Origin of the sequence: Streptomyces sp. NPDC048255, from assembly GCF_040652415.1 — a bacterium.
GTDB lineage: Bacteria > Actinomycetota > Actinomycetes > Streptomycetales > Streptomycetaceae > Streptomyces.
In genome coordinates, this window is sequence record NZ_JBEZMA010000004.1 from 242,833 (window position 1) to 259,568 (window position 16,736).

The 16,736-nt window shown below is 72.1% G+C and carries 9 protein-coding genes; 5 read left to right on the forward strand and 4 right to left on the reverse strand.

Annotated features, from left to right (window positions below; all coding sequences use genetic code 11):
- The first annotated feature begins 75 nt into the window (after positions 1-75).
- The gene (locus AB0D94_RS06460; protein WP_362046361.1) at positions 76-1,020 is read left to right on the forward strand and encodes a GDP-L-fucose synthase; all 945 of its coding nucleotides are present in this window, start codon (positions 76-78) and stop codon (positions 1,018-1,020) included.
- An 18-nt stretch (positions 1,021-1,038) separates the two neighbouring features.
- On the opposite strand, the gene AB0D94_RS06465 is transcribed toward AB0D94_RS06460, so the two are convergent.
- Positions 1,039-2,514 carry a sugar transferase gene (locus AB0D94_RS06465; protein ID WP_362046364.1) on the reverse strand — a complete coding sequence of 492 codons (1,476 nt, stop codon included), beginning with the start codon at positions 2,512-2,514 and terminating at the stop codon, positions 1,039-1,041.
- A 381-nt stretch (positions 2,515-2,895) separates the two neighbouring features.
- Here AB0D94_RS06465 and AB0D94_RS06470 point away from each other — a divergent pair, with 381 nt between their 5' ends.
- Positions 2,896-5,163 carry a M4 family metallopeptidase gene (locus tag AB0D94_RS06470; RefSeq protein WP_362046367.1) on the forward strand — a complete coding sequence of 756 codons (2,268 nt, stop codon included), beginning with the start codon at positions 2,896-2,898 and terminating at the stop codon, positions 5,161-5,163.
- A 229-nt stretch (positions 5,164-5,392) separates the two neighbouring features.
- A complete protein-coding gene (locus tag AB0D94_RS06475; RefSeq protein WP_362046370.1) occupies positions 5,393-6,862 on the forward strand; it encodes a nitronate monooxygenase in 1,470 nt (489 codons plus the stop codon).
- 16 nt (positions 6,863-6,878) lie between these two features.
- On the opposite strand, the gene AB0D94_RS06480 is transcribed toward AB0D94_RS06475, so the two are convergent.
- The 3 genes from AB0D94_RS06480 to glgP form a co-directional block, all read right to left on the reverse strand.
- Positions 6,879-7,667 carry a hypothetical protein gene (locus AB0D94_RS06480; RefSeq protein WP_362046373.1) on the reverse strand — a complete coding sequence of 263 codons (789 nt, stop codon included), beginning with the start codon at positions 7,665-7,667 and terminating at the stop codon, positions 6,879-6,881.
- Positions 7,668-7,900: 233 nt separating this feature from the next.
- On the reverse strand, positions 7,901-9,397 hold the full coding sequence (locus tag AB0D94_RS06485; RefSeq protein ID WP_362046376.1) for an MFS transporter: 1,497 nt from the start codon (positions 9,395-9,397) through the stop codon (positions 7,901-7,903).
- Positions 9,398-9,650: 253 nt separating this feature from the next.
- Complete coding sequence (gene glgP, locus AB0D94_RS06490; RefSeq protein ID WP_362046379.1) at positions 9,651-12,293, reverse strand: alpha-glucan family phosphorylase; 2,643 nt, start codon at positions 12,291-12,293, stop codon at positions 9,651-9,653.
- A 701-nt stretch (positions 12,294-12,994) separates the two neighbouring features.
- On the opposite strand from glgP, the gene AB0D94_RS06495 reads away from it, so the two are divergent.
- Together AB0D94_RS06495 and treS are read left to right on the forward strand one after the other, a co-directional pair.
- Complete coding sequence (locus tag AB0D94_RS06495) at positions 12,995-14,989, forward strand: alpha-1,4-glucan--maltose-1-phosphate maltosyltransferase (RefSeq protein ID WP_362046382.1); 1,995 nt, start codon at positions 12,995-12,997, stop codon at positions 14,987-14,989.
- Positions 14,986-16,704, forward strand: coding sequence for a maltose alpha-D-glucosyltransferase (treS, locus tag AB0D94_RS06500; protein ID WP_362046385.1), 1,719 nt, complete (start codon positions 14,986-14,988; stop codon positions 16,702-16,704). Before AB0D94_RS06495 ends, treS begins: the two co-directional genes overlap by 4 nt.
- The last annotated feature ends 32 nt before the right edge of the window (positions 16,705-16,736 follow it).

The window sequence follows — 16,736 nt, forward strand, 5'->3', positions numbered from 1 at the left end:
ACCCGCAGAGGAAGCGGCCCGCCAGCGCCCGGACTGCTGCCACCCCCGCGGGAGCGGGCTGGCATCATCGGCGGTATGACAAGTTCGCTGCCGCTCCTGCCCCCGAACGCCCGCGTCTTCGTCGCGGGCCACCGCGGCCTCGTGGGGTCCGCGGTCGCCCGCCGGCTCACCGCCGACGGCCACGAAGTGCTGACCCGGGGCCGCGCCGACCTCGACCTGCGCGACGCCGCCGCGACGGAGGCGTACCTGAAGGACGTCCGCCCGGACGCCGTGGTGCTGGCAGCCGCCAAGGTCGGCGGGATCATGGCCAACAGCACGTACCCAGTGCAGTTCCTGGAGGACAACCTCAAGATCCAGCTCAGCGTGATCGCCGGGTCGTACGCGGCCGGAGTGGGTCGGCTGCTCTTCCTCGGCTCCTCGTGCATCTACCCGAAGCTGGCGCCGCAGCCGATCAGCGAGGACGCACTGCTGACCGGCCCGCTGGAGCCGACCAACGAGGCGTACGCCCTCGCGAAGATCGCCGGCATCGTCCAGGTCCAGTCGTACCGCAAGCAGTACGGGGCCTCGTACATCTCGGCCATGCCGACGAACCTCTACGGTCCCGGCGACAACTTCGACCTGGAGTCCTCGCACGTCCTGCCCGCCCTGATCCGGCGGTTCCACGAGGCCGCCGCCGAGGGCCGCGAGGAGGTCACCCTGTGGGGATCCGGCACTCCGCGCCGGGAGTTCCTGCACGTGGACGACCTGGCCGCGGCCTGCGCGGTCCTGCTGAACAGCTACGACGGGGACGAGCCCGTCAACATCGGCTGCGGCGAGGACCTGACCATCCGGGAGCTGGCCGAGACCGTCGCCGGAGTGACCGGCTTCGAGGGCCGGCTCGCCTGGGACACGTCCAAGCCGGACGGGACCCCGCGCAAGCTGCTGGACGTCGGCCGCCTCACCTCGCTCGGCTGGAAGCCCGGCATCCCGCTGCGGGACGGCATCGCGGCCACGTACCAGTGGTGGCGCGAGCAGAGCTGACCTCAAGACCTCGGCCCCTCAGTACGCTCCGCGACCGTCGACGACGGCGCGGAGGGTACGGCCCATGACGTCGACATCGCTGGTGAAGGACCAGTTGTCCACGTACTGGAGATCGAGCTGAATCGTTTCGTCCCATGACAGGTCCGACCGTCCGCTGATCTGCCACAGCCCCGTCATCCCGGGCCGTACGGTGAGCCGGCGCAGCTCGACCTCGCCGTACTCCGCCACCTCCTCCGGCAGCGGCGGGCGCGGCCCGACCAGCGACATGTGTCCGGTGAGCACGTTGATCAGCTGCGGCAGCTCGTCCATCGAGGTGCGGCGCAACAGCCGGCCGACCCGGGTCACGCGGGGGTCGCGGCGCATCTTGAACATCAGGCCGTCGTTCTCGTTCGCCCCGGAGAGCTCGGCCTTGCGGGCATCGGCGTCGACGACCATGGTGCGGAACTTCCACATGACGAACGGGACGCCGTCGCGGCCGATGCGCCGCTGGCGGTAGAAGGCCGGGCCGCGGGAGCCGAAACGTATCGCCAGGACGATGCCGAGGAAGAGCGGCGAGAGCAGCAGCAGTCCGGCCGCGGCCCCCGTCCGGTCCAGGACCGACTTGAGCAGGGTCTGCCAGCCCCGGCTGAGGGGCGGTACGACCCGCAGCACCGCGAGCCCGCCCGCGGTCAGGGTCTCCAGCCGCTTGACGGAGACCTCGACCAGCCCCGGGAAAACGGCGAGTTCCAGGCCCGCGTCGTGCAGGGCCCAGGCGACCCGGCGCAGCCGGTCACCGGCGAACCGCGCGCCCGGGGTGACGAGCACCAGGTCGGCGTGGTGGCTGCGGACGGCGCCGAGCACGGCCTCGGAGTCGCCGCCCGGCGCCTGGGGCATGGCCTCGCCGAGCCGGGCCGCGACGGGCACCCCGCTGGCGAGCGACCCGGCGCCGACCGGGACCACGCCGACCACGACGTACGGGTGGTCGGTGCGCGCGGCGAGGTGCGCGATGACGTCCTCGGCGGCGTCGGGCTCGCCGACGACCAGGACCCGGCTGACGGCCTGGGCCTCGCGGCGGGCCGCCGAGAGGTGACGGTAGGTCAGCTTGTGGCAGGCCACGGTGATCAGCAGGGCGGGCAGCAGGGCCCCGAGGGCCGAGAGCCGGGGGGTGTCCTCCTCGGTCACCACGCGGGCCACGGCCAGGACGCCGATCAGAATCAGCCAGTCGTGCAGGACGGGCAGCACACCGCGGGATTCCCCGAGCAGCCGGGACGCGTAGCGGCGGCGCAGCGCCTGCACGCCGGTCCACGCGAGGGCGGCGCCGAGGGCGCAGTAGACCGGTCGTACCTGCTGGGCGGCCTCGAAGACGAGCCCGACGGGCACGGCGGCGCCGAGGAAGTCCGCGGCGAGGGCGGCGGGCAGGTACCACCTCGCCTTGTCACCGAGCCGACGGGCAGGGGCTGTCGGCCCCTGGGCCGTTCTGGCCACTCTTTGCGCAGGAAAATGAACATGCCTCATGGGCCCCCCTGGCACGTGGTCTATGTCTGTGGCGAGTGTCCACGGCTTCCCCAGGCAACGGACATCTGTCGCACCGGGAAACAGTACGACAAACGCCCGTACGGTAAATGCCGTTTGGGTTAACGAGACCTCTTGTTGCCCAAGTGTTAGCAACCGGTATCAGCCGTTCCTGTTGGCGCACTCTTCTCTCGCACACAAAGGTGAATGGTCCGGATACCGGATACGTCTCTTCGGACAACGAACCGTTTCCAGCCAACCTTTTGACGCGACCCTGACATTCCGCGCGCCAAGTGGCAATCTTCGACCGTTCATCGCACCAGCCCTGATCTGCCCGGAGGCCCACCCAGCCGTCCGGAACCCCCCTTGCAGAAGGAGTCTGCGTTGAGAGCCACCCCCCAGAGGCGTGCCACCGCGGCCGGCGCACTTGTCGCCGCGGCAGCCCTGCTCGCCGTAGGCATACAGGCCGGATCCGCCACCGCCGACGCCACCGCGTCGCAGGCGAGCACGGCCGTCCAGTCCAACCCGGGCGCGGCCCCCCTCAAACTCAGCGCTTCGGAGCGTGCGACGCTCCTCGCCGAGGCCAACTCGACCACCGCGCAGGCGGCCAAGGCCCTCGGCCTCGGCGGCGGCGAGAAGCTGGTCGTCCGCGAAGTCACCAAGGACGCGGACGGCACCACTCACACCATGTACGAGCGGACCTACGACGGTCTGCCCGTGCTCGGCGGCGACCTGACCGTCCACGCCAAGGACGGCGCCACCAAGAGCGTCACCAAGGCGACCCAGCACGAGATCAAGGTCGCGGACACCAACGCCTCGGTCACCCCGGCGGCGGCCGAGAGCCAGGCCGTCTCCGCCGCCAACGACGAGGGTTCGAAGGAGGCCAAGCCCTCCAAGAACGCCCGCAAGGTGATCTGGGCGGCCGAGGGCGTTCCGGTCCTCGCGTTCGAGACCGTCGTCGGCGGCCTCCAGCACGACGGCACGCCGAACGAGCTGCACGTGGTGACCGACGCCAAGACCGGCGCGAAGATCACCGAGTGGCAGGCCGTCGAGAACGGCACCGGCAACACGCAGTACAGCGGCCAGGTGACCCTCGGGACCACGCAGTCGGGCAGCAACTGGAACCTGACCGACGCCGTCCGCGGCGCCCACAAGACGTACAACCTCAACCGCGGCACCTCCGGCACCGGCACGCTCTTCTCCGGCCCGGACGACACCTGGGGCAACGGCCTGCCGACCAACCTGGAGACGGCCGGAGCCGACGCCCACTACGGCGCCGCGATGACGTGGGACTACTACAAGAACGTGCACGGCCGCAACGGCCTGCGCAACGACGGCGTGGCCCCGTACAGCCGGGTCCACTACGGCAACAACTACGTGAACGCGTTCTGGCAGGACTCCTGCTTCTGCATGACCTACGGCGACGGTGACGGCAACGCCAAGCCGCTGACCTCGATCGACGTGGCCGCCCACGAGATGACCCACGGTCTGACCTCGGTCACCGGCAACATGACGTACAGCGGTGAGCCCGGCGGTCTGAACGAGGCGACCTCCGACATCTTCGCCGCGGCCGTCGAGTTCTACGCCAACAACCCGCAGGACGTCGGCGACTACCTGGTCGGCGAGAAGATCGACATCCGCGGCAACGGCACCCCGCTGCGGTACATGGACAAGCCGAGCAAGGACGGATCGTCCAAGGACGCCTGGTACTCGGGCATCGGGTCGATCGACGTCCACTACTCCTCGGGCCCGGCCAACCACTGGTACTACCTGGCCTCCGAGGGCTCCGGCGCCAAGGTCGTCAACGGCGTGAGCTACGACTCGCCGACCTCCGACGGCCTGCCGGTCACCGCGATCGGCCGCGACGCCGCCTCGAAGATCTGGTTCCGCGCGCTGACCACCGGTCTGTTCCGGTCGAACACCAACTACGCGGCCGCCCGTACGGCCACGCTGCAGGCCGCCGCCGACCTCTACGGCGCCGGCTCGACCACGTACAACAACGCGGCCAACGCCTGGGCGGCCATCAACGTCGGCCCCCGTGTGGTCAGCGGCGTCACGGTCACCAACCCGGGCAACCAGACCACCGTCACGGGCAGCGCGGTCAGCCTCCAGGTCCAGGCCACCAGCACCAACCCCGGTGCGCTGAGCTACGCGGCCACCGGCCTCCCGGCCGGCCTGTCGATCAACTCCTCGACCGGCCTGATCTCGGGTACGGCCTCCACCGCGGGCACGTCCAACGTGACCGTCACGGTGACCGACTCGCAGAGCAAGACGGGTACGGCGGCGTTCACCTGGACGGTCGGCACCTCGCAGCCGAACGTCTTCGAGAACACCACCGACTACGCGATCGCGGACAACGCGACCGTCGACTCCCCGATCACCGTGAACCGCACGGGCAACGCGCCGAGCACCCTCAAGGTGGACGTCAACATCGTCCACACCTACATCGGTGACCTGAAGGTCGACCTGGTCGCCCCCGACGGCACCCTCTACAACCTGCACAACCGCACCGGCGGCAGCGCGGACAACATCGTCAAGGCCGTCACCGTCAACGCCTCCTCCGAGGTGGCCAACGGAGTGTGGAAGCTCCGGGTCAACGACAACGCGAACCTCGACACCGGCAAGATCGACAGCTGGAAGCTCACCTTCTGACCCCACCGGGGTCCGCGTGAAGGACAGCTGAACCGCTAGACACGGGGCCGCCCGGGAGGAAACCTCCCCGGGCGGCCCTGTCCCATTCGGCCGTCTCCGCCCGGGACCACCTGCCCCCGGGCCCGTGACCTTCGGCGCCGTCGCCCGGGCTCCCGTACGGGGAGACTGGATCCGAGCGAACCTACGCAACCGTAGGTTCGGCTGACCCCCCGAGTGACGGACGTGCCCCATGCCGCAGCTCCCTCCGACCGCCCCGCCCGCTCCCGCCGCGCGGCGCCCCTGGCTGATCCAGGGCGGCATGGGCGTCGGCGTCTCCGGCTGGCGGCTCGCCCGGGCCGTGTCCCGGGAGGGCCAGCTCGGCGTGGTCTCCGGCACCGCCCTGGACGTCGTACTCGCCCGCGTCCTGCAGACCGGCGACCCCGGCGGACACGCCCGCCGCGCGCTCGCCGCCTTCCCGCTCCCCGAACTCGCGCAGACCGCGCTCGACTGCTACTTCCGCGAGGACGGCCTCGACGAGGGCGTCCCCATGCGGACCACCCCGCGGCTGCGCGCGACCGGCGGGGCCCCGGCGGAGATCCTCACCGTCCTCGGCAACTTCGCCGAGGTCTGGCTCGCGAAGGAGGGACATGACGGCCTCGTCGGCATCAACTACCTGGAGAAGATCCAGCTGGCCACCGCCCCCGCGATGTTCGGCGCGATCCTGGCAGGCGTCGACCACGTGCTCGTGGGCGCGGGAGTCCCCGGCCAGATCCCTGCCCTCGCCTCACGGCTGGCGCGCTACGAACCCTGCGTGACCAAGATCGCCGTCGAGGGCGAGGAGCAGCCGCTCGACCACCTCTTCGACCCGCGGGCCCTGCTCGCCGGTCACCTGCCGGGCCCGCTGCGCCGCCCGGACGTCCTCGCCATCGTGTCGCTCCCGGTGCTGGCCGCCTACCTGGCCCGGGACGAGGCGACCCGCCCCGACGGGTTCGTGATCGAGACCAGCCGGGCGGGCGGCCACAGCGCGCCGCCGCGCGGCCGGCTGACGCTCGACGCGGACGGGGAACCGGTCTACGGGCCGCGCGACCAGCCGGACCTGGCACGGATGGCGGCGCTGGGGCTGCCGTTCTGGCTCGCCGGGGGCCAGGCCGACCCCGGTGCGGTGGCCGCGGCCCGGGCCGCGGGGGCGGCCGGGGTGCAGATCGGCAGTGCCTTCGCCCTGTGCGAGGAGTCGGGGATGGCCCGCCCCCTGCGCGAGGAGCTGCGCGGCCGGGCCCACGAGGGCACCCTCACCGTCCGCAACGACCCCGAGGCCTCGCCGACCGCGTTCCCCTTCAAGGTGGCGGAGCTGGCGGGCACGGTGTCCGAGCCGGAAGTGGCCGCGGCCCGGCGCCGGGTGTGCGACCTCGGCTTCCTGCGCACGCCGGTACGGGGTCCCCGCGGGCTCGCGTACCGCTGCGCGGCCGAACCGGTGGCGGCCTACGTCCGCAAGGGCGGGGACGCGGCCGACACCGAGGGCCGGAAGTGCCTGTGCAACGGGCTGCTCGCCACCATCGGGCTGGCGCAGCGCCGGCCCGGCGGGCGGGTGGAGCCCCCGCTGGTGACGATCGGCAAGGACCTGTCGTTCCTGCGGAGGCTCTCCCCGGACGGCGGCCCCTACACCGCGGCCGATGTGGTGCGGTGGCTGGCCGCGGGGGCCGGCGCGGTGGCGCGCGGCTGAGAGGCGGGCCGGGCGGTCAGCCGATGGAGCGGAAGATCCGGGTGATGAGGTCCTCCTCTTCGCCCTCCGCGCCTTCCTGATCGGTGTCGGAGGCGTTGTCCCCGCGGCCGGTCTCCCCGCGGCCGCCCTGGTCCGCGTTGCCCGCGCCGTCCTCAGCGACCCCGTCCTCGGTGCCCTGCTCGCCCCGGCCCTGATCGCCGGTGCCCTGGTCGCCACGGCCCTGCTCACCACGGCCCTGGTCCCCGGTCCCCTGGTCACCGCGGCCCTGCTCGCCACGGCCCTGGTCCCCGGTGCCCTGCTCGCCGCGGCCCTGGTCCTCGCCGGTCTCGTCCCCGCTGCCCTGGTCACCGCGGCCTTGGTCACCGCGGCCCTGGTCACCGCGGCCTGGGTCCTCTCCCCCCTGGTCACCGCCCTGGTCACCGCGGCCCTGGTCCCCCCGGCCGTCGACCGCCCTGAAGAAGACCGCGATGACCTCCAGGTCCCGCGCCCGCTGGCCCGGCGCCAGCACCCTCGCCGGTCTCCCCGCGCAGCCCTGGTTGTCGTAGAGGACGGCCTGCGACCTGGTCTGGTTGACCACTTCGACGGCGGGCTCGTTGCGGGAGGTGTGCGTCAGCAGGTAGCAGGTGTCGTTGTCCGCGGGACGGATCTGCGCTCGGCGCTCGTCCCCGTCCTGCTCGTAGAAGCGGTAGTGCAGCGTGCCGAGGCCGCGCCCTCCGGTGTCGTCGGCCGGCGACGGGCCGGCGGTGGGCAGGACGAGCGCGACAGCGCCGACGAACACGGCGGCGGCGGTGGTACGAAGACGCATGGGGAGTCCGTTTCTCGGGTTCCGCGGATGCCGGGTCGGGGGTGGCATCCGCGGGCAGCGTAGGAGCGGACAAAGGTGCAGAAACGGTTAGGCATGCTGAATGCGTTCGAAGGTTCACCCTCCCGGAAGGCCTGGCTGAGCCCATCCGGCAGCGCCCGGGCAGACCCCGTACGCCCCAGTCGTGATCGGCGAGACCCCCTGAGGATGCGGAGCGTACGGGAAGCCGCGCCGGGTCAGGCGGAGGCGCGTTCGGGGGTCGCCCCGGCGGCCCGGCCCGCGGCGGCCGGGCGGACCAGCACCACCAGCACCAGCGCACCCAGCAGCCCCATCACCCCCGCGACCACGAACACCTCCCGCAGCCCGCTCGCGAAGGCCGCCTCCACCCAGCCCCGGGCGCCGTCGGACGCCGCCAGCAGCTCCCCCGCCCTGCCGGAGGCCAGCGCCCCGGCCGTGCCCGGCGGCCGGCCCGAGCCGTCGAGCCCGTCCGCCAGCCCGGACTGGAAGACCGCGCCGAGCACCGCGATCCCCAGGGCCATGCCCAGCTGCCGCGCGGTGTTCAGCGCGCCACCGGCCATGCCCGCCCGGCCCGGGGCCACGGCGGCCATCGCGGCGGCGGCCAGCGGCGGGATCGCGACGCCCACGCCCACCCCGGCCACCACCATCCCCGGCATCAGGGCCGGCCAGCCGTCGCCGGCGTCCAGCAGCCACGCCTGGAGCAGCGCGCCCGCGCCGATCAGCAGCAGTCCGCCGCCGATGGTCAGCCGGGCGGGGGCCTCGTGCAGCAGCCGGCCCGCCAGCGCCGACGCGACGAAGGAGGCCAGGCTCAGCGGCACCAGCACCAGGCCCGCGTCCACCGGGCCCATCCCCTCGGCGGACTGGAGCCACAGGGACACGTACATGAGGTACGAGAACGCCGCCCCGGACAGCAGCAGGGCGGACGCCATCACCGCGACGAAGACCGGGCTGCGGAAGAGCGAGAGGTCCAGCATCGGACGGGAGCTGCGCCGTTCGACGAGGACGAAGGCTGCGAAGCAGGCGGCGCCCAGGCCGATGACACCGAGGGTGGCGGGCTCGGTCCAGCCGTGCTCGCCGGCCCGGATCAGGCCGTACGTGAGGGCGGCGGCGCCCGCGGTGAAGGTGGCCGTGCCCGGCAGGTCCAGGCCCTTGGCGTGCGGATCGCGGGACTCGCCGACCGCCTTGAGGGTGACGTAGACGGCCAGTGCGCAGACGGGCAGGTTGATGTAGAAGATCCAGCGCCAGCCGAACTGCTCGGTGAGCAGCCCGCCGATGACCGGCCCGGCCGCGGCGGCGGCGCCGTTGACCGCGCCCCAGACGCCGAAGGCGATCCCGCGGTCGCGGCCCTGGTAGGCCCCGCTGAGCAGGGCCATGGTGGTGGCGAACATGGCGGCGCCGCCCACCCCCTGGACGGCGCGGAAGGCGATCAGCGCGGCCGGGCCGCCGGCCAGGCCGCAGGCGAGCGAGGCGAGGGCGAAGACCCCGATCCCCGCGAGGTAGAGGCGCCGGCGGCCGATCCGGTCGGCGAGGGCGCCCGCGCCGAGCAGCAGGGCGGCCAGGGCCAGGGCATACACGTCCAGCACCCACTGGAGCCCGGCGAACGAGGTGTCCAGGTCGGCGGCCATGTCGGGCAGGGCGACGGTCACGATCGTGACGTCGACCAGGAGCATGAAGGCCCCGAGGCACACCGCCGTCAGCGGCAGCCACTTGCGCATGGTTCTCTCCTCGGGGGTCGGGCCGGATCCCGGTCCCGGCGGCCCCAAGGTCTCAGGCACGGGCCTCGATCCCGCACCTGGAAGCGGGTTTCCGGCTGATCTCCGCCAGCGAGGTGCCTGGGATGACGGAAATCCATGGACCCAGTGGAGCCGGACCCCCTCGACCGAGCCTTGATCCAGGCTTTGGTGGTGGAGGACGGGCGGCCGGTGGACCCGCCGCCCGTCCTCCAGGTCGTGTCGTCGAAGCGGCGGCTCAGCGCAGGACCACGCCGTCTCCCGGACCCCCCTCCCCCGGCGCCGGGCCCACGACCAGGCCCAGTTCGGCCGGGGTCGCCAGCAGCGGGTGCGCGGGCAGGATGCGTACGGTGTAGCCGAACGGCCCCGTGCGGTCGAGGGCGAGCGGGCCCTCGTACACCCAGCGGCCCTCCAGGTCGGGACCGGCGGCCGGCTTGAGCGGGAAGGTCCGCGCGTCCCGGATCACGTCCTGCGGGTCCACCCGGCCGGCGACGGCCTGCACCTCCACGTCGTCGGGCGCGAGCGCGTCCAGTGACACCCGCACCCGCAGCGTGAGCGTGGCCCCGAGTTCGGCGGTGCCGTTGACGGGCGCGGCGGCCAGGGCCTCCACGTGCTCGACGGTGACCCGCGGCCAGGCCGCCCGGACCCGTCCCTTCCACCAGGCGAGGTCCCGGGCCGCCCCGGCGGTCAGGGCCCGGTGGGCGAGCGCGGCCGGCGCGTACAGCCGCTCCACGTACTCGCGCACCATCCGCCCCGCCAGCACCTTGGGCCCCAGCGAGACCAGCGTGCGCCGGACCATCTCGATCCACCGCACGGGCAGCCCGGTGCCCCCGGTCCGGTCGTAGAACCGGGGTGCGACCCGGCCCTCGATCAGCTCGTAGAGCGCGGTCGCCTCCAGGTCGTCCCGGCGGTCCTCGTCGGCCCCGAGCCCGTCGGCGGTCGGGATGGCCCAGCCGAAGTCGGGCTCGAACCACTCGTCCCACCAGCCGTCCAGCACGGACAGGTTGAGGCAGCCGTTGAGCGCGGCCTTCATCCCGCTCGTCCCGCACGCCTCCAGCGGACGCAGCGGATTGTTCAGCCAGACGTCGCAGCCCGGGTAGAGCTTCTGCGCCATGGCCATGCCGTAGTCGGGCAGGAAGACGATCCGGTGGCGCACCCGCGGGTCGTCCGCGAAGCGCACCAGCTCCTGCACGAGCCGCTTCCCGCCGTCGTCGGCCGGGTGCGCCTTGCCGGCGACCACGATCTGCACGGGCCGGTCCGGGTCCAGCAGCAGCCTGCGCAGCCGCTCCGGGTCGCGCAGCATCAGCGTCAGCCGCTTGTACGAGGGCACGCGCCGGGCGAAGCCGATGGTGAGCACGTCCGGGTCGAGTACGGAGTCCACCCAGCCCAGTTCGGCGTCCGCGGCCCCGCGCTGGCGCCAGGAGGCCCGCAGCCGGTCCCGTACCTCCTGCACCAGCTGCTCGCGCAGCACCCGGCGCAGGTCCCAGACGTCCTGGTCGGGGATGTCCGCGACCGCGTCCCAGCGCTGGGAGCCGCCGACCGAGAGGGCGTCCTCGGTGCGGCCGGCGCCGATCTGCCGGACGCCGAGCCGGACGACCTCGGGGGCCACCCAGGTCGGGGCGTGCACCCCGTTGGTCACCGAGGTGATGGGCACGTCGGCGGCGTCGAAGCCCGGCCACAGCCCGGCGAACATCCCCCGGCTGACCGAGCCGTGCAGGGTGGACACCCCGTTGGCCCGCTGGGCCAGGCGCAGCCCCATGACGGCCATGTTGAACACGCCGGGGTCGCCGCCGGGATAGGACTCGGCGCCGAGTTCGAGGATCCGCTCGACCGGTACTCCGTCCAGTTCCCCGCCCTCTCCGAAGTGCCGGGCGACCAGGGCGCGCTCGAAGCGGTCGATGCCGGCGGGGACGGGGGTGTGCGTGGTGAAGACCGTCCCGGCGCGGACCGCCTCGACGGCGGCGTCGAAGCCGAGGCCCCGCTCCCGTTCCAGTTCCCTTATGCGTTCGAGTCCGAGGAAGCCGGCGTGGCCCTCGTTGGTGTGGAAGACCTCGGGGTCGGGGTGGCCGGTCAGGGCGCAGTAGAGGCGGACGGCGCGGACTCCGCCGATGCCGAGGAGCATCTCCTGGAGCAGCCGGTGGTCGCTGCCGCCGCCGTAGAGCCGGTCGGTCACCTCGCGGGCGGCGGTGTCGTTGTCCTCGACGTCGGAGTCCAGGAGCAGCAGGGGCACACGGCCGACGCGGGCCTGCCAGACGTGCGCGTGCAGGGCGCGGCCGCCGGGCAGGGTCAGCGAGACCCGGGCGGGGGTGCCGTCCTCCTGGCGAACCAGGGCGAGGGGCAGCTCGTTGGGGTCGAGTACGGGGTAGTGCTCCTGCTGCCAGCCGTCGCGGGAGAGCGACTGGCGGAAGTAGCCGTGGCGGTACAGCAGTCCCACGCCGATGAGGGGGACACCGAGGTCGCTGGCGGCCTTCAGGTGGTCCCCGGCGAGGATCCCGAGCCCGCCGGAGTACTGGGGCAGGGCGGCGGTGATGCCGAACTCGGGGGAGAAATAGGCGATCCCGGCGGGCAGGGCACCTTCGGACTCGTGTCCCTGGTACCACCTCCCGCCGTTCAGGTAGTCATCGAGGTCGGCGGCGACGACGGCGAGCCGCCGCAGGAACCGGCGGTCGCCGGACAGCTCCGCCAGCCGGGCGGCGGACACGGCGCCGAGGAGCCGGACGGGGTCGCCGTCGGCGGCCTGCCAGCCCTCGGGATCGACGGATTGGAAGAGTTCGCGGGTCTCCGCGTGCCACGACCAGCGCAGGTTGTGCGCGAGGTCGGTGAGCGGCAGCAGGGTCTCCGGGAGGACGGGGCGCACGGTGAATCGACGGATAGCCTTCACGTGTTCCACCTTCGCAGGGGATTGCGGATCGGAGCGGCCGCACCACGCTGTGCACCCGCGCATCACCCCCGGAAGGCTAGCGAGGACGGCCTCCGCCGACCATGGCGCCCCGGCCCGGCCCCTGCCCTCCCCCTGCCCTCCCGCTGCCCTTCCCCTGCCCTCCCGCTGCCCTTCCCCTGCCCTTCCACGGCCCCGCGGCGGATCGGCCGGCCCGGGGACGGAACCGCCCTCCGGACTCTCACGGGCTCGCCGAACCGGTCGGGAACGGTGGCCGACCGAGCGGGTGTTGCGGTGGGCGGCGGAAGGTGAATCGGGGCACGGGAGGGACCCGGGAGGTGGATGTGACGCCTGATGTCCGTACCCACATCAGGTAGTCCTGTCCGACTTGACGGAGCCCCGCCGGATGTCGACCCGGGGCTTCATATTGCCCGTGCCACTACGTACGAGTAGTTAACCAGGCGCCCGGATTGGGCGGGGCGAGAGTGGGAAGGGCTCACCGGGTACGCGCGGTACACGCACGGCGCACCCGCCCCCAACCTCTCCCCGCCACCCGAGTGAACGCGGACAGGAGCGGCCATGCCCGCAGCCCAGCCGTCTTCCGAGCGGCTAGAAACAGAGCGAACAGAGCGTGCACGACCAGCCGGTTCCCCGGCTGCGCTGTTGTCACCGAGCCCTGCGAACTGCCCCCAGGTGATCCCATCATGATCGGTCGCATTCCCGTGCTGGACGTCCGCCCCGCCGTCGACTGCGGCGCCAGACCCGCCAAGGCGGTCGTGGACGAGGTCTTCGAGATCTCCGCCACCGTGTTCCGTGAGGGACACGACGCCGTGGCCGCCCATGTCGTGCTCCGAGATCCGAGCGGGCGGCTGCGGCCCCCCGTGCCCATGCGCGAGCTCGCCCCCGGTACCGACCGGTGGGGGGCCCGGGTGTCCGCCGAGGCCGAGGGGAGGTGGACGTACGCCGTCGAGGCGTGGAGCGACCCGGTGGCCACCTGGCGGGCCCATGCGGCGATCAAGATCCCCGCCGGGATCGACACCGGGCTCGTCCTGCTGGAGGGCGCCGAGCTCTACGCGCGCGCCGGGGCCCGGATCCCCAAGCGCGACGGCCGCGAGGCCGTGCTGGCCGCGGCCGAGGCCATGCGAAACGAGGACGCCGAGGTCGCCGACCGGTACGCGGCCGCCCTCGCCCCCGAGGTGGACGCGGCGCTCGCGCGGCGCCCGTACCGGGAGCTGGTCACCTCCGCGAAGGCCCTGCCGCTGCTGGTCGAGCGCAAGCGGGCCCTCTTCGGCTCCTGGTACGAGCTGTTCCCGCGGTCCGAGGGGGCCTTGGTCGACGCCGGGGAGGTGCCGATCAGCGGGACCTTCCGGACCGCCGCCGACCGGCTGCCCGCGGTCGCCGCGATGGGCTTCGACGTGGTGTACCTGCCGCCGATCCACCCCATCGGCAGCACCTACCGCAAGGGCCCGAACAACACGCTGTCGGCGGGGAGTTGGGACCCGGGCGTGCCCTGGGCCATCGGTTCCACGGAAGGCGGGCACGACGCCGTCCACCCGGACCTCGGCACCATCGAGGACTTCGATGCCTTCGTCGCGCGCGCCCGCGAGCTGCACCTGGAGATCGCGCTCGACTTCGCCCTCCAGTGCTCCCCCGACCACCCCTGGGTGGAGAAGCACCCGGAGTGGTTCCGCCACCGCGCCGACGGGACGATCGCGTACGCCGAGAACCCCCCGAAGAAGTACCAGGACATCTACCCGATCCACTTCGACACCGACATGGCCGGCATCGTCGAGGAGACGGTCCGGATCCTGCGGTACTGGATGGCGCACGGCGTCCGCATCTTCCGGGTCGACAACCCGCACACCAAGCCGGTGGTCTTCTGGCAGAAGGTGATCGCGGACATCAACAAGTCCGACCCCGACGTGATCTTCCTGGCCGAGGCCTTCACCCGCCCGGCGATGATGCGCGCCCTCGCGGCCGTCGGCTTCCAGCAGTCGTACACGTACTTCACCTGGCGCAACACCAAGGCCGAGCTCACCGAGTACCTGACCGAGCTGTCCGGCGACCGCTCGGCCTCCGTGATGCGGCCGAACTTCTTCGTGAACACGCCCGACATCCTCCACGAGTACCTCCAGCACGGCGGGCGCCCCGCCTTCGAGGTGCGGGCCGTGCTCGCCGCCACGCTGTCGCCCTCCTGGGGGGTCTACGCCGGGTACGAGCTCTGCGAGAACACCCCGGTGCGGGAGGGCAGCGAGGAGTACCTGAACTCGGAGAAGTACGAGTTCCGGCCGCGGGACTGGTCGGCGGCCGACCGCGAGGGCCGCACGATCGCCCCGCTGATCACCTCCCTGAACCGGCTGCGCCGCCGCAACCCCGCCCTCCAGCAGCTGCGCGACATCCACTTCCACCCGACCGACAACGAACAGGTGATCGCCTATTCGAAGCACGCCGGACCCAATTCCGTACTGGTGGTCGTCAACCTCGATCCGCACCACACCCAGGAGGCGACGGTCTCGTTGGACATGCCGGTACTCGGCCTCGACTGGCACGGGTCCCTCGCGGTGCGCGACGAGCTCACCGGCGATACCTATCACTGGGGCAGGGCGAACTACGTGCGCCTAGAGCCGGGCCGCACGCCCGCGCACGTACTTTCCGCTCTGCGACCGTCCCCGCCCACCGGAGGGTCACCCACCACATGATGATCAACGATCCCGTCCCCGACACCTTCGAGGACACCCCCGCCAAGGACCGCGACCCCGACTGGTTCAAGCGGGCCGTCTTCTACGAGGTCCTCGTCCGCTCCTTCCACGACAGCAACGGAGACGGCGTCGGGGACCTCAAGGGGCTCACCGCGAAACTGGACTACCTCCAGTGGCTCGGCGTCGACTGCCTCTGGCTGCCCCCGTTCTTCGCCTCACCCCTGCGCGACGGGGGCTACGACGTCTCCGACTACACCTCCGTACTCCCCGAGTTCGGCGACCTCGCCGACTTCGTGGAGTTCGTGGACGCCGCGCACCACCGCGGCATGCGGGTGATCATCGACTTCGTCATGAACCACACGAGCGACCAGCACGAGTGGTTCCAGCAGTCGCGCAAGGACCCCGAGGGGCCGTACGGCGACTACTACATGTGGGCCGACAACGACAAGCAGTACCAGGACGCCCGCATCATCTTCGTCGACACCGAGACCTCGAACTGGACGTACGACCCGCTACGCAAGCAGTACTACTGGCACCGCTTCTTCTCGCACCAGCCGGACCTGAACTTCGAGAACCCGGCCGTGCAGGAGGAGATCGTCTCCGCCCTCAGGTTCTGGCTGGACCTCGGCATCGACGGATTCCGGCTCGACGCCGTCCCGTACCTGTACGCCGAGGAGGGGACGAACTGCGAGAACCTGCCCCGCACGCACGAACTGCTGAAGCGGGTGCGGGCCGAGATCGACGCGCACTACCCGGACACCGTCCTGCTCGCCGAGGCCAACCAGTGGCCCGAGGACGTGGTCGACTACTTCGGCGACTTCGCGAAGGGCGGGGACGAGTGCCACATGGCCTTCCACTTCCCCGTCATGCCGCGCATCTTCATGGCCGTACGGAGAGAGTCCCGCTACCCCGTCTCCGAGATCCTGGCCAAGACCCCGGCGATCCCGGACCGCTGCCAGTGGGGCATCTTCCTGCGCAACCACGACGAGCTCACCCTCGAAATGGTCACGGACGAAGAGCGCGACTACATGTACGCCGAGTACGCCAAGGACCCGCGGATGCGGGCCAACATCGGCATCCGGCGCCGCCTCGCCCCGCTCCTGGACAACGACCGCAACCAGATGGAGCTGTTCACCGCCCTGCTGTTGTCGCTGCCGGGCTCGCCGGTGCTCTACTACGGCGACGAGATCGGCATGGGCGACAACATCTGGCTGGGTGACCGCGACGGCGTCCGCACCCCCATGCAGTGGACCCCGGACCGCAACGCCGGTTTCTCCTCCTGCGATCCGGGCAGGCTGAACCTGCCCGTCATCATGGACCCGGTCTACGGGTACCAGGTCACCAATGTCGAGGCCGCGATGGCATCGCCCTCCTCACTGCTGCACTGGACCCGCCGACTCATCGAGATCCGCAAGGCGAACCCCGCCTTCGGACTCGGTTCGTACACCGAACTGCCCTCGTCCAACCCGGCGGTGCTCGCCTTCCTGCGCGAGTTCGGGGACGACCTGGTGCTGTGCGTGCACAACTTCTCGCGCTTCGCGCAGCCCACCGAGCTGGATCTGCGGTCGTTCAACGGGCGGGTCCCGGTGGAGCTCACGGGTGATGTGCGCTTCCCGCCGATCGGCGAGTGGCCGTACCTGCTGACCCTGGCGGGACACGGCTTCTACTGGTTCCGGCTGCGATCCGAACAACGGGCCGAGCCGCGAGCCGAATAGCCGGCCGGCAGCCCCGAACGATGAGGGGCGGG